Source organism: Pseudomonas sp. EU05-FHT14B02 (assembly GCF_058791055.1).
The window spans coordinates 248,704-265,733 of sequence record NZ_JBYTDD010000002.1 but is presented as its reverse complement, the minus strand read 5'-3'; the positions used below and the strand labels follow the sequence as shown (position 1 = coordinate 265,733).

Annotated in this window: 9 protein-coding genes and 1 pseudogene; 6 read left to right on the top strand and 4 right to left on the bottom strand. The window is 49.5% G+C overall.

All coding sequences use genetic code 11. The features are described 5' to 3' along the window. Positions 1-38 precede the first annotated feature (38 nt). Positions 39-995, top strand: coding sequence for a TnsD family Tn7-like transposition protein (locus AC3WTM_RS03110; RefSeq protein ID WP_256585994.1), 957 nt, complete (start codon positions 39-41; stop codon positions 993-995). Here the strand turns inward: AC3WTM_RS03110 and AC3WTM_RS03105 are convergent. After that, positions 957-1,835: a hypothetical protein gene (locus tag AC3WTM_RS03105; RefSeq protein ID WP_146023690.1), complete on the bottom strand. Its 879-nt coding sequence runs from the start codon at positions 1,833-1,835 to the stop codon at positions 957-959. The two genes, AC3WTM_RS03110 and AC3WTM_RS03105, sit on opposite strands and share 39 nt — an antisense overlap. Positions 1,836-2,577: 742 nt before the next feature. Between AC3WTM_RS03105 and AC3WTM_RS03100 the strand changes: the two genes are divergently transcribed. The 5 genes and pseudogenes from AC3WTM_RS03100 (at position 2,578) to AC3WTM_RS03080 (ending at position 13,121) form a co-directional block, all read left to right on the top strand. Continuing rightward, positions 2,578-3,291, top strand: coding sequence for an ATP-binding protein (locus AC3WTM_RS03100; protein WP_102669474.1), 714 nt, complete (start codon positions 2,578-2,580; stop codon positions 3,289-3,291). A gap of 663 nt (positions 3,292-3,954) precedes the next feature. Beyond that, complete coding sequence (locus tag AC3WTM_RS03095; RefSeq protein ID WP_102669473.1) at positions 3,955-9,756, top strand: ATP-binding protein; 5,802 nt, start codon at positions 3,955-3,957, stop codon at positions 9,754-9,756. Positions 9,757-9,821: 65 nt separating this feature from the next. Beyond that, on the top strand, positions 9,822-11,618 hold the full coding sequence (locus AC3WTM_RS03090; RefSeq protein ID WP_146023689.1) for a hypothetical protein: 1,797 nt from the start codon (positions 9,822-9,824) through the stop codon (positions 11,616-11,618). Between the two features lie 83 nt (positions 11,619-11,701). Beyond that, a pseudogene (locus tag AC3WTM_RS03085) lies at positions 11,702-11,835 on the top strand (IS3 family transposase); the annotation flags it as partial. A gap of 101 nt (positions 11,836-11,936) precedes the next feature. Beyond that, on the top strand, positions 11,937-13,121 hold the full coding sequence (locus AC3WTM_RS03080) for a hypothetical protein (protein ID WP_102669471.1): 1,185 nt from the start codon (positions 11,937-11,939) through the stop codon (positions 13,119-13,121). Positions 13,122-13,387: 266 nt separating this feature from the next. Here AC3WTM_RS03080 and AC3WTM_RS03075 read toward each other — a convergent pair whose 3' ends face one another. Genes AC3WTM_RS03075 through AC3WTM_RS03065 form a run of 3 tightly spaced genes read right to left on the bottom strand, consistent with a single transcriptional unit; the run spans position 13,388 to position 17,025 of the window. Further along, entirely contained in the window at positions 13,388-14,413 is a 1,026-nt protein-coding gene (locus AC3WTM_RS03075; protein ID WP_102669470.1) for a DUF2955 domain-containing protein, read from the bottom strand. After that, the gene (locus AC3WTM_RS03070) at positions 14,403-15,521 is read right to left on the bottom strand and encodes an HlyD family secretion protein (RefSeq protein ID WP_102669469.1); all 1,119 of its coding nucleotides are present in this window, start codon (positions 15,519-15,521) and stop codon (positions 14,403-14,405) included. The genes AC3WTM_RS03075 and AC3WTM_RS03070 overlap by 11 nt, the downstream gene beginning before the upstream one ends. Then, positions 15,514-17,025, bottom strand: a complete 1,512-nt coding sequence (locus AC3WTM_RS03065; protein ID WP_102669468.1) for an efflux transporter outer membrane subunit — start codon at positions 17,023-17,025, stop codon at positions 15,514-15,516. Before AC3WTM_RS03065 ends, AC3WTM_RS03070 begins: the two co-directional genes overlap by 8 nt. Positions 17,026-17,030 lie beyond the last annotated feature (5 nt).

Genomic DNA, 17,030 nt, shown 5'->3' with positions numbered 1-17,030 from the left:
TTTCCGCAAGCTTTCCTGGTGGCTCGGATTGGCGTTGCATGCTCCTGCCAGGTGAATCTACTGGTACCCTCGTCTTGGATGACCTCTCCTCGGAAGCTGTGAATGCAGTGGCGGAGATGCAGTTTTGGGGGCTTATGAACCCACAGCGCGTATGTGATCTTGTGCGCGGCGGCTTCCTTAGATGGCGTCTAGCAGAAATGCGCATGCTCAAACGGGGCCGACTCATGGAGCAGGCGATAAAAACCTATGTAGAGCGCAGATTCAGACGCTGTGCCCAAGAACGTGATTTCCAGGCGGTCACTAAAGAAAGCGAATGGGTTATGCGATTGCTTCGACGGCGTGGACGAGTAATTCAGCCATTCCATTTCTACTTTCTATGCTGGCTACTTGAGTCGACCATGGATCATTTACGTGACTTCAACCATAGTGATCGATCTGAAGAAGGCAGCTTTATTTCTCCAACCCAACACCGGTGCAGACCCGTCTCCGAAGCTGAGATAGTCAAGTATCGTCTGGCATACATGGATGATCCTAATGAAAAGTGTCACGATAAGACTGGCTATTTTTGGCTATATCGTCACGATAAGGAATGGTTGCGGAAGAATACGAAGCATAATTGCATCGGTAGGAGAATCAAAAGTCGTATCGACTGGAGCGCCCGCGATGTCACTCTATCACATGAGCTTGTAGCGGCACGTGACGAGTTGATGGCTACTGAGGGTAAGCCGATTAAGATCACCAAATCTGCTATAGTTAGTAAGTTGTCTAATGATTATAATTTTCTGAGAAATGTTTCAAGGTTTCCGGAAAGTTCTAAAGCATTAGAGTCTCTCCTCGAGACAGAGCACGACTACCAACTGCGTAAAGTGTCTTGGGCGATCAAACAGTTATCGTTTCCACAGTGCTGTTATACAAGCTTGATTCTTCGACTTGCCGGAATTCGGATTAGGCGCATTTCAGAGTTTGAAATTTCCAGACTTGTAAGGATTAGCTGACTTTTCTGCGTTGTCGCGTAATAATTTTAGATAATTGTTCCAATATCTATGTTTTGAGGATTTTACGTGTTCTTCAATTGCTGAAAAATATTTTTTTGCTTTAGTAAAAGTGAAAAATGCAGTTGCTGCACATGCTTCAACCGACAAAATATGTGACCGTTTAAGATGGGTCTCCAGTAAGTTGCTCATATGGTTTTCCCAAACCTCTCTTCTGCTTGATTGATTATGTTGAACTATGCTTGTGGTTGTTCTCCATCTTGCAAACACGCTTTCTACAGCTCTAGGGGTGAAAGCCTCGCCCTCGTAGCTTAGAAGCTCACTAATAAATATCGAATATTGATGGATTGGTATGTTTAGCTTTTTCTCTGGCTTAGGAAAATTATTTCCGCATTTGGAAAGTTCCCCAATGCTATGTGCAGTAATTGATTTGCTACAAGTTGGGCATTTTTCATAAAGTCTAGATCCATGAATACTGCAGACAAATACCGATGAGGGTAGGTTTCGGCAGTGTATGTAGGCGGTCCCATGAAGAGCAAGATCTGTGGTCACGCAGTCAAGGCAAATCTTCCACCGCGTCATTGGTGTATATATAGTGCCAGCATGAATTCTGCCTAGTGCTGCCGTAAGCGGGTAGAGCGTATTCTCATAGAGAACTTCCTCTGTGACTCCATGGTCTTTAAATAATTGGGGGAAAATTATCTCTCCATCCCTTCTCCTTGATGTTGTAGCAGTTTTGATTATTAAGTAGTTATCCCTACTTATACCTTTAATTCCGAGAGTTTCATTACCTCTTTTTATAACGGATGCTATATACTCTCCTGGGAGTGGGGTGTAAAACACTGTTCTGCCTCGCTGTTTGCTTTTGAATTGATCATGGCGTCGACGCTCTATATATTACATGGTCTATCATTCGGAGCTCAATTTCTTGAGAATCCTTATAGACTATACCGCTAGATAGAATGCACGGTGTGAGCATGTGCAATAGTTACCTGCAGTCTGAGAGACTCGGATGTTCGCACGGAAGATGGGTTCCGTTGGGGTAGATAATCGACCTCCATTTGGAGCCATCAGCGGATTCGCTCTGGTCCTGCGATCTCTCAGCCGCTGAGGCGTCGATCACCTATACCATTGATTGTCAGCGAATGTTCGTTCCCGCCAATCTATCATCGGAAGTCTAGCTAGGCTCCTGCCTCCTACCTGATTGCTGGCACATGGACTAGAGACCGTGGAAGAGTACATTGATGAAAATCATCGGTCGATTTGAAATGGCCCCCCACAGATGTGGTATCTGACGTATGTCCGTGCTCCACCTATGCGGGTACTAACGTGCATCAGTTCGCATCCTGCAGACCTACTGGGGCTATATTGCCGCCTGCTGCCGCCACCCTTAGCAATGTGTCGTTCTCTGCCAATCATAGTTACGAAGCATGCTGGTCAAATCCAAAGCAATCGGTGGTCAGATGCAACGCAAATGGCTGACCAGGTCGAATGCAAACGGGTGGTCAAGTGGAGTGCGATTTCGCACCTATCGCCAAGGGCCGGCTTTGGGCAATATTGGTACTGATTACTGGAGTGCATTTCTATGGCCGTAATACGTAATGCTTACTCACCCATTGGCGGCTTACAACCTCCTGAGCTGGTTGGTCGTGGTGATCTACGTGAGCGGTTGCGAGTGTCCATCGAACGCCTACGCATTGGGCGGCCAGCAAAAAGCCTCATAATTGTCGGATTGCAAGGTGTCGGCAAGACGGTATTGCTTAATCAGATGTTGAGGGACGCGGAGTCGTTCGGTACTCACACGGCCTTTGCAGATGCATTGGAAAAGCGGTCCTTGCCTTCATTGCTGGTCCCACAATTAAGGACAGCGCTGCTGTCCATGGGTACTGTACAGGCGGCCAAGGATGCTGCTGTTAGGGCGCTCCGAGCGCTCTCAGGCTTCGCAAAATCACTGAAAGGAGGCTACCAAGATATTGAGGTGGATTTCGATTATGACCCTGAGCCGGGATTGGCCGATAACGGCGATCTCGAGGGCGATCTTGTCACCCTATTGACTCAGGTTGGTGAAGCTGCGCGTCATGCAAGTTCAGTCCTAGTGATATTCATCGACAACCTTCAGTACGTTGCCGAACCGGAGATGGTCGCGCTCGTTGCCGCTTTGCATCGGGTTTCACAGTTGAGTCTTCCAATCATAATTGTTGGGGCTGGACTGCCCCAACTGCGCGGCCAAGTTGGAAGTGCAAAGTCCTATGCTGAGCGTCTGTTTGACTATCCTGAGATTTTCCCACTTCAGCGGTAGAAGCAAAGTAGGCGGGGAATTTAAAAGCGCTTCTCCTCGAGAGATTCGAACGACTGCTAATACCAGCTGGTTCGTCTCCCATAAATAGCAATGGTTGGCACCGCCGCCGAATTGACCCAGTTGCCGAGATGTCCTTGACCCAGTCTGATTCCTTGCGAACCATTGCCTGTGCTGGATTTGTTCCGGTCGGAGGAGGGGCAGTGTTGCGTCGGCAAACGGATCAGTTCAGCGTTAGCGTCAACACTAGCATCGTAGAAAGCGCTAATTCTTGGTTTAAGACGTGTTTCCTGGAGGCAGGGGGATCTCCACACATCAATCCTCCGTGGTCGAATGTATAGCCTTAGAGGAACGTAAGGAATGACGCTGCGAAAGATCGTGCATTGCAAGAAACCTTTAAAAAATTCGAAAATTGAGCGTTGATTTTTTGCGGAAAACGCAGATAGCAGGCATAAAACCGCACCATAGAGATGGGGTGGGCCACTATTGTCATCGTAAAATCATCAATTCCATTCTCTGAATGCTTTCCTAAGCTTTGTAGCCAAAAAATGGTAGATGGGACAACACGAATGGAGCTACATTGATCGTCGTCCTACCCCTCCAAGCAGAAAGCGGATGGCGCGCTCCTGAAATCAAATGCGAATGTAAACCTAGGGAAAGGTGACTATGTCCAAGGCATCACAGTTGCAATCAGCCGACAATGAGATCGGTGAGACTGGAACCGCTATACACCTTTTATGGCCGCTCCGTGTTGATGGCCAGCTCCCAGATGATATTTTTAGTCCTGACCATCTCGAGCATGTCATATTTACCTTATGGCCATTAGCATTCAAATGCCCGCTAAGTACAATACGTGGCGGACTCAGGTCGCATATTAAAAAAATTGCTCCCCAAGCTCTAAAAAAGCAAGAGAGTAATCAGGCAGACCAATTAAAATCCCTAGCTAACTTATATGCCTCTATAGCTCCGTGCAGAGTAAAATCTAAAGAGCTCTCATTTATTGTCGAACAACCAGCTTTGAGGTTCGGTCGGCCAAGCACAAAAAGTAAAGTCCTTGAGCCAAAAAGCTCGTTTGGTGAACTTCTTGGTAAAGCATATTGTTACGATCCTAACGTAGAACCATTATTTGATTGGTTTCTAGATACGGCTCAACCTAAAAATAAGCGTGATCTAGAGAGATACTTAACAGCTGAGCTTTTAATCGAAGGATTCGCAAAAGGCAATTGCCCATTCGCCGCAGATACTGTTGATTTTGCTCGAATGGTGCTTATCTATGCATCGGTGTTAAGTAATTTTGATGACAAAGTAAAATTAGTAAAGGCGGCTACGGAGATAGGTTGTTCGCTCCTGATTAAAGTGTTGCCAAATAACATTGTAGAAAAAGCGTCGATCTCGTATACAGAAGCAGAAAGAGAAGAAATTGCAGATCCTGGATCAAGTATTCAAGTTAAAGAGCCTATTCTAAATTTTTTTGCTACAGATCTGATAGATAATCGGCAAGCTGGTCTTGAGGTCGTTGCATCCACTGATATTCTTCGCCAAGCGAAAATTAACAGCGATTCAGCACAAGAAACAGCAATACTTTGGCATGGAAGCAACACACAGGTTCTGATAAATCTTACTGAGGAGAAATGGATTTCCGCGATTTCTTCAATTCAAAATGCACGGAATGCCCAAAAGGAACTTTCAAAGTCTAGAAGTATAGTTTTTGAGCAAGAGACAGAATGTTGGAAAGAAATAGGCGGCTTTCTAAAAACCGAGATACAAGTTGATAGCACAGAGCAGTCGGTTGACGATGAGATTATTGCGTCTGCACTATCAATCAGCCAGATAAAATTAGCGCTGCGCTCGTTGAAACCGTCCTACCATCAGCTTCAAAGTTGGAAGGGCCGAAATAAAGATTGTGTAAATTTAGAAACACTTCAGGAGCTTATTGCCGCCTGCGAAAGTAGTGAGTTAAACAGGAAGGCAAGAGAAGACTACAAATTAAACTTTGAAGTATTTGCAAAAGCATCCGGTGTCGAGATTGTATCAAAACTTCTGCCAACTCTAGATTGTAATCAGTTAGGCGCTTTGATAACAACAGAGAGTGAGCATGCCTGGGGTGTTGGTGAGGCAATAATTTTAAGAGCTGCCGTAGAGAAAGAGAACTTTGTATCCGAAAGCGTTTTGGAACCGCTTATTAACGCAAATCAAAAAAGTAGAAGGATGTTATTAAGCTTCATAGATCCGGAAAGTACTGTGGCTAAGTCAAGCATTGTTCTGTCCCGGATAATGGCTGTGGAGCGGTTCCGCACCGTAATGCTTTTTGAACCAATAGCCCAAATTTTAGATCTAACTTCAAATTTAACAAGTGTTGATATTATTGGTCGTAGCGTTTATGAGCTTGTGGAGATTCTTTGCACTAACGCTGGTATCCTAGGATCCGCTGCCGACATTTCAAGACTAATTAGGCAAGTACCTACTGGTGATGATTCCTTCAATTCGCTTGTTTTATTTGCTAATACTCCTGCCACTATGCAGGGGAATTACCGACGGCTTAAAGAGAAGGCTCGAGAGTCGCTATCTAAAAATGCATTAAAGACTGGCGACTTTAATGCAAAAAATATTACAAGCTTCCTTTCGTATGTCGAGAACGGTGAATTAGCTCGTGAAGTAATCGCAGAATTTTCTATCGAGCGCCCAGACGATAAGTTGGAAAGAAGGCATAAAGAACAGTTAATACGTTATATTGCCCAGATGGTTGTGTTGCTGAAAGATTGTCTATCAGAATCCCAACACAGGCCAGACGCGCGCGTAAAAAGCCTCTCCGCGAAGATCAAGAGATTACACCGTCAACTCAGAAACTCAACTGATGTCGGGTCTATAGAGTGGCTTGAAGGGCAGATAGCGGATATTTTAGAGAGGCCTAGACGGGAAACAAGCTTTCAATCAATTCGGCCAATCCCAGAATTCGATCTTGATTCAGCCTGGACCGAAGAAGCAACTGACTTTGCTTCTCAGCATATTGAAATTCCGGAGTTCTATTACTCGAATTTAGTAAGCTTTAGGGATGTAGCAGCATCGTGTCTATATTGGCGAGCGCAGGGACAATCCCCTTCAGGTTTACAGATAGCTAAGACACTAGTTTCCAGTGGGCAAATCTTCGATGCGGTAGCTTTTTCGAAAGAGCGAAACGATCAAGCTATAAGCGAATATGTATTAGAGGTTTGTTCACCAATTTGCGCCGCATTGGTTGCAAGGCTCGATTCGATAAAGGCTCAATACGGCGAAGCAGTAATTGAGCAAATTGAAGAGTATGGATTGTTTAATGCTGCAATTGCTGCTCTAGAGCTAAGAACTGCCTCTGATACATTGGATTTGCTTGAGTTAATTGCTTCCGAACCGTTGACTGTTGGTGAGGAATATAGCACAACAGAAGGGCGTCTCGTATATCTTAAGAAAATGCTATCTTTGTTCGAGACGGGGAAGTCTGATGACGACCGATTATCAGCGCTCGAAGAACGTTGGGAAAATATTCTTCAACAAAACGCGCTTAAGCGTTCTCACTTAACGGTAGTAGAAAGGATTTTTGAATCCGTCGAATATCTTCCACCAACATTGGAAAGCTTATTAAACATTTTTAAGACAGAAAACGAACATCCTGGTAGATGGTTGAGCGAGAAAATTTCGCTCGATTTCTCTGAGTATGCTCGCGAAGCCGCAGATAGGTTGGTTGTTTGGGCAAAGTCAGCGCCCATAATGATACCGCAGGAAAAAAGTGCAACATATGTAATCTGTGAGTGGTTTTTGAGTTTTATTGTAGAGCGCGCTCTTTCAATGAATCAACTGGATGAGGCCGAAGATCTTAGCTCAGCTATGGATCGGATATTTGAGGTCTCAGCAACAATAGTAAGTGCCAGTAGCCCCGCAGAATGCGCATCACAGCTTAAAGACACTGGTGAGCTTCCAGAAGAGTTAACTCATGCCATCGAAAATTCTTTATTGGGAGAAACAGAAGGCCTGAGTGTAAGAAAAAACATTAGTAAGCCAGAAGAGCACTATGAGAGTTACGATAGTGTGCGCCTTGCAGAGCTGATTAGATCCGAAAACTGGGCGCTTGCATCAGATCTGTGTAACAAAATTAACTCGATACCAGACGAGAATAACCTCAAAGGAGTTTTCTTAGCTTTTTCTGATGTATCGCCCATTCCAGGTGGAAGTGCAATTGACCATCTACAGTCTGCTGCTTCATGGCTGTCAGGATCGCATGAACTTGTAATGCAGCTAACAGAATCACAGCGTCTTTCATTAGCTTTTTTTGTTTTGAGCGGAAGTATCGCGGCTGATAGTGGCGAGGGCATGGCGCGTACCCCAAGCTCGAGCGGTGGATGGGCAGAAATACTTGGCAGGTCGTCCGCATTTCGGAAGATGTTAGTCACTGGCGTTCCATTTCGAGTTGAAAAAGTTCTTGAGACTTTGCTTTCTGGAAACCTAAGCCAAGCTATTGCCGATAGGCTGTGGGATGCCGCGACAAATATTAATGACCCACACCTTATCCGTACTCCGATTTTGAGTTTTATGTATGATCATGGAGCTTCCGAAGCTATTTGCCGGCTAGCAGCTCGACATGACTCGGTTATCGCAACACGTCTGTCGCAACTATTCGAACTCAGATCTGTAGCTTCTGCTCGACCTGACCTTATACCAGTTGCACAATCGGTCGCAGACCAGATAGTAAGTTCGGCAAAAAGTGTTCCATTTAGGAACTTTATCAAAGAGCTTCCTACCGCAGCGCACGCTGTAAAACCAAATCTTGCCGTTGATTATGAAGGTGACCTTTGCCTACATGATTCCAAAAGAAATGCTATATTCGAACTGCCTATAATCGTTACTCCGAATGGCTTGGTTCCTGCAAAACTAGAAGCGAGTTTATTTGAAGGCGACGACGTTTATTTTGAGGACGGTACACTGCGGCTTGAGCTTTCAAATCGTCCAACCTATTTTGCATCCGACTTTACTCTGCGAATAACGTTTGGAACGAGTTGGTTCTCCAGAGGTAAATCGAAGGATGGCGTGAGGATTAGAATTAGAGCAAAGACGTTAACAGATGAGCTTTTTGCAGAAGATATTATTTTCAGGGTTCGTTCGATCGACCCGAGAGGATATAACGGTGCGCGGCTATCAACTGACACTTTGCTTGATCTGTACCCTGGAGTTAGTAACACCCCAGCGATAGAAGAAACTTTCATAGGTCGACATGACGAGCTAGAACTTTTGAATCAGGTTTTGGTGTCAGCTAGAAGACCTAGCCCTGTCTTACTAACGGGTATGCGTAGGATAGGAAAGACATCGCTATTGTTCGCATTCCATAAACGTCTAAGACAGCCCGGAAATGCTACGGCGATAACATTCTACCTTTCTCTCGCGGAGCGTCGAGTGGAGTTTGTGGGTCACCAGCGACCGGTATCTGCGACACTCTTTCGCGCAATCTCACACGGATTGGTTAGACCTAATTTATCTATTACAGACCAGAATTATGCGCTCTGTAGTCGCATACGACAGCGTTTTGACGGAGACTGGAAAGCTGCGCGCAATGCAATACAAGAGTGTTACGATGAAGAGAGCCTTTCTGACTCACTGATAGCGCTTAGTTCAAAAATAATAGAATGGGTCGGGGCTCCCCTCGAAAGATTCGTCCTCCTAATAGACGAAGCCGAGGCCCTAGTGGCACCTTACCAAGCTGGAGGTGAAAAAAAGCTTGAACTCGAACAATTACTTCAAAGTTTGAGGGAGGTTTCACAAACTACCGGATCAATTGGAATACTACTTTCTGGTAGTAACCATATAAATGTTTTTGCACGCGAATATAAAAATGCTTTCTTTGGTAGTAGCCAATCAATTGAGCTCACTGGGCTTAAGGATGCAAGAGAAGCCGCAGCTCTAATTGCGCCGAAACGCGTATCTGCATTTATTCAGTTCGATCCAGCAGCCATCGAATATGCGTTCTCATTGTGTGCCGGTATGCCACAGTTTCTATGGCAAGTTGGGGCTACAGTTGCGCACCTGGTCAGGGTAGGATCCGCCACCAAGAGAGATGTGAGGTTAGCTGTTGCAGCGCTAATAGGCGACAATAAAAGTGACCTTCCTTTTAAGGCTTATGAAATTTTAGAGCCGATTGATAGCATTCTATCTTTAGAAAGCCCTCGCGAAAGAGATTTACTGTGGATGCTTTTATATAGAGTCGCGAGCGCTAGCTCATTAGTTGCAGAAGATGCAACTGTCCCTTTTGTGATAGATTATGCTCTCGCTTCATTAGATGAACGACCATCTTGGAATCGGCGCCTCCGATCATTAGTCGACCTAAAAATTCTAAGAATGGAGTCAGCTTCTACGGTTCGCTTTCATGTTCCGCTTTTCGGTGAGGGATTCAGGGCTAAAAAGCACTGGCAAGAGTATAACGCACGACTTCAAGGAGTTGCCCAATGAGATCCAATTGCAACTGGTTCAGCAATAGGGCTAGTACAACATGGAATGCTCAGAAGGGTCGTTCGATGCTACTTTTGGTTCCGCAGGGCTGTGATGAAACGGAGGCTTCCCAGCTAGTTAGGAGTTGGACCGAGGCTAATTTTATTCCTCCAGTCCCATTTGATCGTCATAAGGCAGTTTGTATTAGTTTGACTACTGATAGTTTGTTGTCTTGCGAGCATTTTGCACAAACTTTCGCGAAGCGATTTACACGTCGATACAACATCGAGTTGGAAACAGATGATGACGACTATCCCACTGATGTAATACAAGCAACTGTTGAGGCGATGTTAGCTGCCGGATACTATCCGATAGTCGCCATTGAGAGATTTCACGCATTCGCATTAATTAACGACTCCGGCATGACGTCTGTTCTTTCGGGTATGCGTACGCTTGAAAATTCAGGGCAGCTAACTACATTGGCTTTCTCGCCTTTAAATTATGCGATGATTAGGCGATTAATGCAGCCTGGTTTGCCATTTTTAAACTCTGTCTACGGTGATAATCATGATCAGGTAGTCATGGCCCCACTTACACGTGAAGAGTTTGTGAGTTATGCGACCTGCCGGGGGGTGTCGGCACAAAAGTCGAACATGTTATTTCCTAAGGGAGGTGGTCCTGATGCTGTTTATAAGGCGCTCGTGGATTTTTCGCATCTTCCAGACGGGCAGGTCGTGGAGGCCTGTATAGATCGTATTGAAGAGACTTTAGATAAGTTTCTGGTAAGGTCTTTTATAACTAATGGAGAAAGCGACAGGCACCTACTGTCAAAGCTTGCGATAGGTAAGCTGCTGCGACAGGAGATGTCTTTTATCCTCAGCAATCCCCTGCATCCTTTTTTAGCTAAAGAAACCCCACGTGGAGAACTAGTATGTAGTTCGCAGATCCTTGCTCGAAAAATTTTGAGAGGAGATCAACCAAAGTGGAAGGTATACGGGATTTGTCTTGAGGCTATGAACAAAGGGCAATTTGAGTTAGCAGCTGAGATTGCTAACACTTTTGATGACCCTGACCCACGACTGATTGCATTCAAAGAAACGGTGTTACTGAGGTTGGCAATGCAGCCTAAGCCTGGCGTCGGTTTGCTTGGTGTCGATTGGGAAAATGTAATCCACTTAACAAAGCGTCTCAATAATTACAATCACCATCTTCCTCAAGTTGTAGCAGATTGGGTTAAAGAAACCGAGAATCTAGCAAAATCCATTGTGCAAAATGCGACAGGTCCGCTCAATAGACTTCAGCTGGATGCACTGACATCCTCATCCTCAAAAATAGAAATCAGACTAGCCACACTGAGGGCTCTTGGGCTCTATGTTGTAGCTGCATTCAAAGTCGATTCGCCTATACAAAGAATATTGCACTTGGTAAACATCCCTGAGGCAATTCTTCAGGCAATCAGTATTGGATTTTGCGGCATAGACTTTATTAAGTTTCAAAATATTTACCCAGAAGCACCATATAATGAATTTTTTGCTAGCGTAGAACAATTCAAACTGCCGGGGCAAGGGTCTAAATTAGCGTTGACCGCTTTGCTTGTGATGATTCCAGCAATATTATCCTTGTCACCTCCCAGCGGTAGTGAAGTATTCACGAATGAAACTCTTATAAAGTCGCAACAACAGAAGCTAGTAGAGTGCGTACGAAATCCGGCTTCCCATACTGTCGTGGCGTTCCTTGAAAAAGATGCCACTTTCTTGTACGAGCTATGCACCCTATGGATAAACGCTTGGTCAAAAATGGAGGGATACGAAAGTTTTGAGTCATTTTCAGCGACAAGCTGTATGCCCACTGCTCATGAAATTTCTTCGACTATATTAGGCTAAGGTGATAAGTAACAAACATTCCTGCTGGGATGTCATCAGTGCTACATGAGTATTCATGCGCATTGCTTGTGCCGTACTTTTTGGTCAATGAACTGATCACAGAAAGTCGTAGTGCTGCGGGCAGCCGCAGCATCTTGTCGGTTATGCGTAAGGGCGGTGAGCAACTGGGCGGTTCAAGGTGTGCGGTTTGATGCGCGAGCTTGAGCTTGTGAACAAACTCATGCCTATAAACGAGTAACGGTACATACTGCTTCTAGCTCCATGTGCAGCACACACGCTTGTGCATACTCAATTCGGGGTAATTAAGGACTTCGACGATTGCAGCCTCCCAAGCCAACCCTCATCTACCTCGATAGCTGCGATTACTCCGCCCTGAGCAAACCTCAGCTCGTTGAGTCAGAAGCGCAGCAATTGGCTACCCTCAAAGCGCTCAAGCTTAGCGGGGGCGCACTTTTCGTGTTCTCTGGAGCACACATCTCAGAGATGTCTCCTCTGGATCAGCAGCACTCCAAAGCCGCAGTGGAGCGCACGAATTTGCTGGTAGAGCTCTGCGGTCGTAATACGGTGATCTCGTTCGATCGGCTCATGAAAGCTGAGCTCTCTCGCTTGGTCGCGCGAAGCCCACAGCCCGTGGACGTCTTTGATAGAAATGGCGAGTGGTTTCCGGACATGGGGTCACTTATGAGTCCCCTCGATGAGATAGACGTTGCCGGAAAAATGCAGCAGGAGATGGACAAGCACGCGCTCAATCGAAAAATGCGGAGGATGCTTAAGGCGGGTACGACCAATAAGCGCGGCAATTTTCGTAGCGATCTGGAGCAACGCTTCGGTCAGATGGATTACAGCGAGCTGACCGATAAAGTGCCGATGCGACCTCGTGATTTTACGGTGCTCAAGAATTATGTCCTGGGTCGAGCAACTCGGGAGGAAGCCGACAAAGCCTTCTTGGAAAGCCTGCGCGACCCCAGCTACATGGCCCAATGGTTCATTCACCATCACCACCAGTTGGGCTCTATCGTGGAATGGGTGAGGCGTCCGGCCCGGCAGCTGCTGGAAAGCTGCGAAGAGACGCTCACGGAGCTACGAGAGCAATTGGCAGAATTGCCAGAAAGTGATCGTGCTGCAGTTATGAAGGGCGTAAGCGGTACACACTGGGCGAAGCTGAAGAAGCAGGGGATGATCGACATCGTAAACCGCCTGCTCAAACTACTGTTGCCCGGGGCGTCGGCGTGCGATGACACCACGGCCATTGAGGAATATTGCCCTGGCATTTTCATTTGCATCAGTACCTTCTACGACTCGCTCCAGAACTCCTTCGCAGAGCGTCCTCGGGCCATGAAGGCCAGCGACTTCGTGGATATCATCCATGCGCTGTACGTTCCTTACGTCTCCTATTTCAGGGCTGATAAGTACATGTGCAGTGTCATACAGCCGCTTACCAAGCGCTTCGGGACGCAGGTGGTGGCTTCTCCAGCGAAGCTGATCGCGGCGCTCGGAGTTTAGGTGTGATCCTGAAGGCTGGTGTCGCATGTGATGGAGAGTTAAGTGGTGATCAAGCCAGCGTGCCTCTTTGCGATTTTCCCCGAAGGCCCTGTGACAATCTTTATTGTTTGCAGCGGAACCCATTTTTGGAGAGATTTGGAATTTTGTGACAAGCTTTATTTTCAAAGAGCTAGCTTTGTAGTGCCCTACAGGCCGCGAAATACGTAAGGTACTGTGACAATCTTTATTGTTTCGTCACACCCCCTTCTCAGGGGGTTTTTCTGTTTCTAGGCGGTCGTAATTCGACGCTCCCGCCGTGTGTCCAGCAGATGGACCATGACACAGGCGTACAAGGTCACCAATATGAACAGGCCCATGCGGATGGCGAAGGCGGTGTAGACGTCCTTGCCCGCTGCACTGTCCTGTACCGATTGGCCTAACAGAATGATCAGCGTCGCCAGGCTGTTGAGCCAGAAACTCGGTGGTTGTCGAGTCATGGCCACACCGTAGAGTTTTCTGGCCACCAGCAAACCGAACAGCAGCATCCACAGAAAGAACATCCACAGGTTGACGAACAGGCTGAGTGCGCACCAGAAAAGAATTGCCATCAGGCCACCGAGCAGGGTCGAGCCGAGCAACTCCTGGCCGGCGGTGCGGGCACTGGTCGCGCAGCTTTGTTGGCCGAGGCTGACGGCTTTCATGATGATCGGCAGGTAGCTGGCCGGGTCGATCATGGCCAGCAGGAAAGTCGGCAGTACCACCAGCGTGGCACGTAGCGCCAGCCAACTGCTTTCGGTTGGAGTAAGGCTCGGACCAGGTTTGGCCGCGGGGGCACTGGCGGGGTCGGGAAACAGCCAATGGCTGATGGTCAGCGTGGTGACGGCCAGGAACAGCCCCTTGACCAGGGCCACGATCACCTCAAGCGCCAGGGCGAATTCAGCGGTTCCGGCGGAACTGATCAAGGTCAGGCCCACCACCAGGAAAGTCGCCACCAGCGGGTTGCCGCCGCGCAGGCCATAACCGAAGGCCAGGAACAGGCATAGCCCTACCAGCAGCACACCGCTGAATGGGTAGTAACGCAGCAGGGGAATGAGCAACAGGCCGGTCCCGGTGGTCAGCATAAGGATCAGGATCAGGCCCAGGCTGGCCTTGAACGGCAATGGTCGGTTCATGGCTGCCAGCATCATCAGCGCCAGCATCGGAGAGAGGAACGGGATGGGCAGGGCCAGACCAAAGCTCGCCGCCAGGCACAGCGCCGTGCCGAAGCTCAGGCGCAGGGTGCGCTGAACCCGGGGCGGGCGCTCAATACGCATAGGACATCCAGCTCATCACGCGCAGGAACAGGCGGCCCAGGATATTCAGCGGGTTACTTTCACTCGGAAATGCCATGACTTCGGCCTGCCCGCCAGACCGGATGCCTTGCGGGCTGGTCAACTCACCGGGTTCGAACTCGATGATCACCGGAAAGCGCTGGGCAGGGCGCAACCAATCGCGGCTGTTTTCTACTTTCGGCAGGCTGCCCGGCTGGGTGGTCTGGCCGATATCGACACCATAGCCGACGCTGCGCACATGGCCTTTGAAAATCTTCCCGGGCAAGGCGTCGAGGACGATGGACACTGGCGTCCCGGGCTGGACACTTCCCAGATTGTTTTCGGTCATGTCGGCGCTGATCCACACATCGTGGATGGCGATCAGGGTCATCACCGGCGCACCTGCGGAAGCAAACTGGCCGACATCGGTGCGCAGATCGGTGATCAGGCCGGCCGAGCGCGCGTGGACCTTCGTATTGCTCAAGTCCAGCTCGGCTTTTTCAAGATTGCTGGCGGCGCTGAGCAACTGGGCGTTTTCGTCTTCGTTACCGCCCTGTTGTTCGCGCGCACGTTGCACCTCGGCCTTGGCCGCGGCGACCTGGCTGATGGATTCTTCCAGGGTGGCGCGGGATATCTCCAGGCGTCGCAGCGAGATGGTGCCCGGGTCTTCTCTGTACAGACGTTCAAGCCGCTGGATGTCTTGGCGTGCCTTGAGCTCGTTGGCCTGGGATGCACGCAGTGACGCTTGTTTGGAGTCGACGCCAGCGGTGTTGGCGCCCACCTGGCGACGGGTTGACTCAAGGTCGGCGCGAGCGCGATCGACGGCAATCTGGTACTGCTCCGGGTTGACTTCAAACAGCAATTGGCCAGCCTTTACGTCCTGGTTGTTGCGTACGTGCACCTTGGTCACCCGGCCGGATACCTCGGCCGCCACAGGCACAATGAAGGCCTGCACTCGTGCCTGTTGCGTGTAGGGGGTGTAACGGTCGGCCATCAGGTACCAGACCAGACTCAGGATGATCAGCAGCACCACCCAGTTGATCGCTTTTTTCGCAGGGTCGGCGGCAGGTGTCGGGGCTTTCTCGGCGGCCGGTTGTTGGCTGTCAGTCATTGGCACTTTCCTTCGGTTCGTCGAGCAGATCGCCCCAATCGGTCCGTTCTTGCATTTGTTTGCGGGTGGCCGGGTCGATCATCGGCTGGTCGCTGTACCAGCCTCCGCCAAGAGCCTTGTATAGGGCGATCAGGCTGTTGACCGCGGTGCCACGGTTGACCAGGTAGATATCCTGTTGGGCAAACAGGGCCCGCTGGGCATCCAGCACGCGCTGGAAATCGGAATAGCCTTCGCGATATTGGGCATTGGCCAGGGTCACCGAACGTTCGGCAGCCACCGATGCATCGCTGAGGATCCGGTCGCGCTCCAGTGCCTTGATCAAGCCGGTCGCGGCGTCGTCCGCCTCGCGTGCCGCCTGGCGCACGCTGTCCTGGTAGATAACGATCAACTGCTGCAAGCGCGCATCCTGCACGCGGACGTTGTTGGTGATCCGGCCATGGTCGAAGATGTCCCAGCGCAAACTGGGGCCGGCCACCATATCCAGGGTGTTGGATGCACCGCTGAGCGAGCTGGCAGACCAGACGATGCTGCCCAGCAGGCTGATGGAGGGGTACAGGTCAGTCTCGGCCACACCGATCAACGCCGACTGCGCCGCCACTTGCAGCTCGGCAGCACGAACATCGGGGCGCCGCACCAGCAGGTTGGCCGGCACATCCTGCAAGACCGCAGTATCGAGCAGCGGCACTAAGCCGGTGTTGCGATTGAGGTCAGGGATCGAGCCGGGTGGCTGGCCGATCAGGGTGGACAACGCATTGCGCAAACTCGCCACCTGGCTCTCGAAATCCGGGATGGTACTGAGGGTGCCCAGGTACTGGGTCTTGGCTTGTTGCAGATCAAGTTCGGCTTCGGCCCCGCTGTTGAACAGGCGCTCGGTGATTTCGTAGCTGCGTTTTTGCAATTTGGCGTTACTGCGGGCGATGGCCAGACGCGCCTCGGCGGTGCGCAAGGCGTAGTAGTTTTGCGCCAGTTGCGCGTGCAACAGCACCAAGGCATTTTCATAGTTGGCCTGGGCGGCAAACCAGGATGCGTCCGCCGACTCGATGGCACGGCTGAAACGCCCCCAGAAATCCAGCTCCCAGCCGATATCGAAACCGGCGCTGTATTGCCAGAAATGCGTGTCCTGAGGGTTGGCGCCGCCCGATTGTCGACGGTTCAGGTACAGGCTGTCGGCGCTGGCCTGCTGCAATTGCGGGTAGCGTCCACTCAGGGCGATACCCAATTGCGCCCGGGACTCCATGACCCGCAGGCCAGCGAGGTGCAGGTCGGCGTTGTGGGCATCGGCTTCGGCCATCAAATGGTCCAGCACTGGGTCGTTGAACACGCGCCACCATTGGCGGCTGTCAGGTTGCGCGCGTTGTTGGCCGGCGACCTCCAGGGCCGGGCTGTTCCAGTGGTCGACCCAGGGCTGGGCCGGCGACTGGAAATCCGGGCCCAGTTGTACACAGCCCCCCAGGACGACGGTGCCACAGAGCAGAAGCCGGCTGATGCGGGCAGGGCGTGGCATCAAGC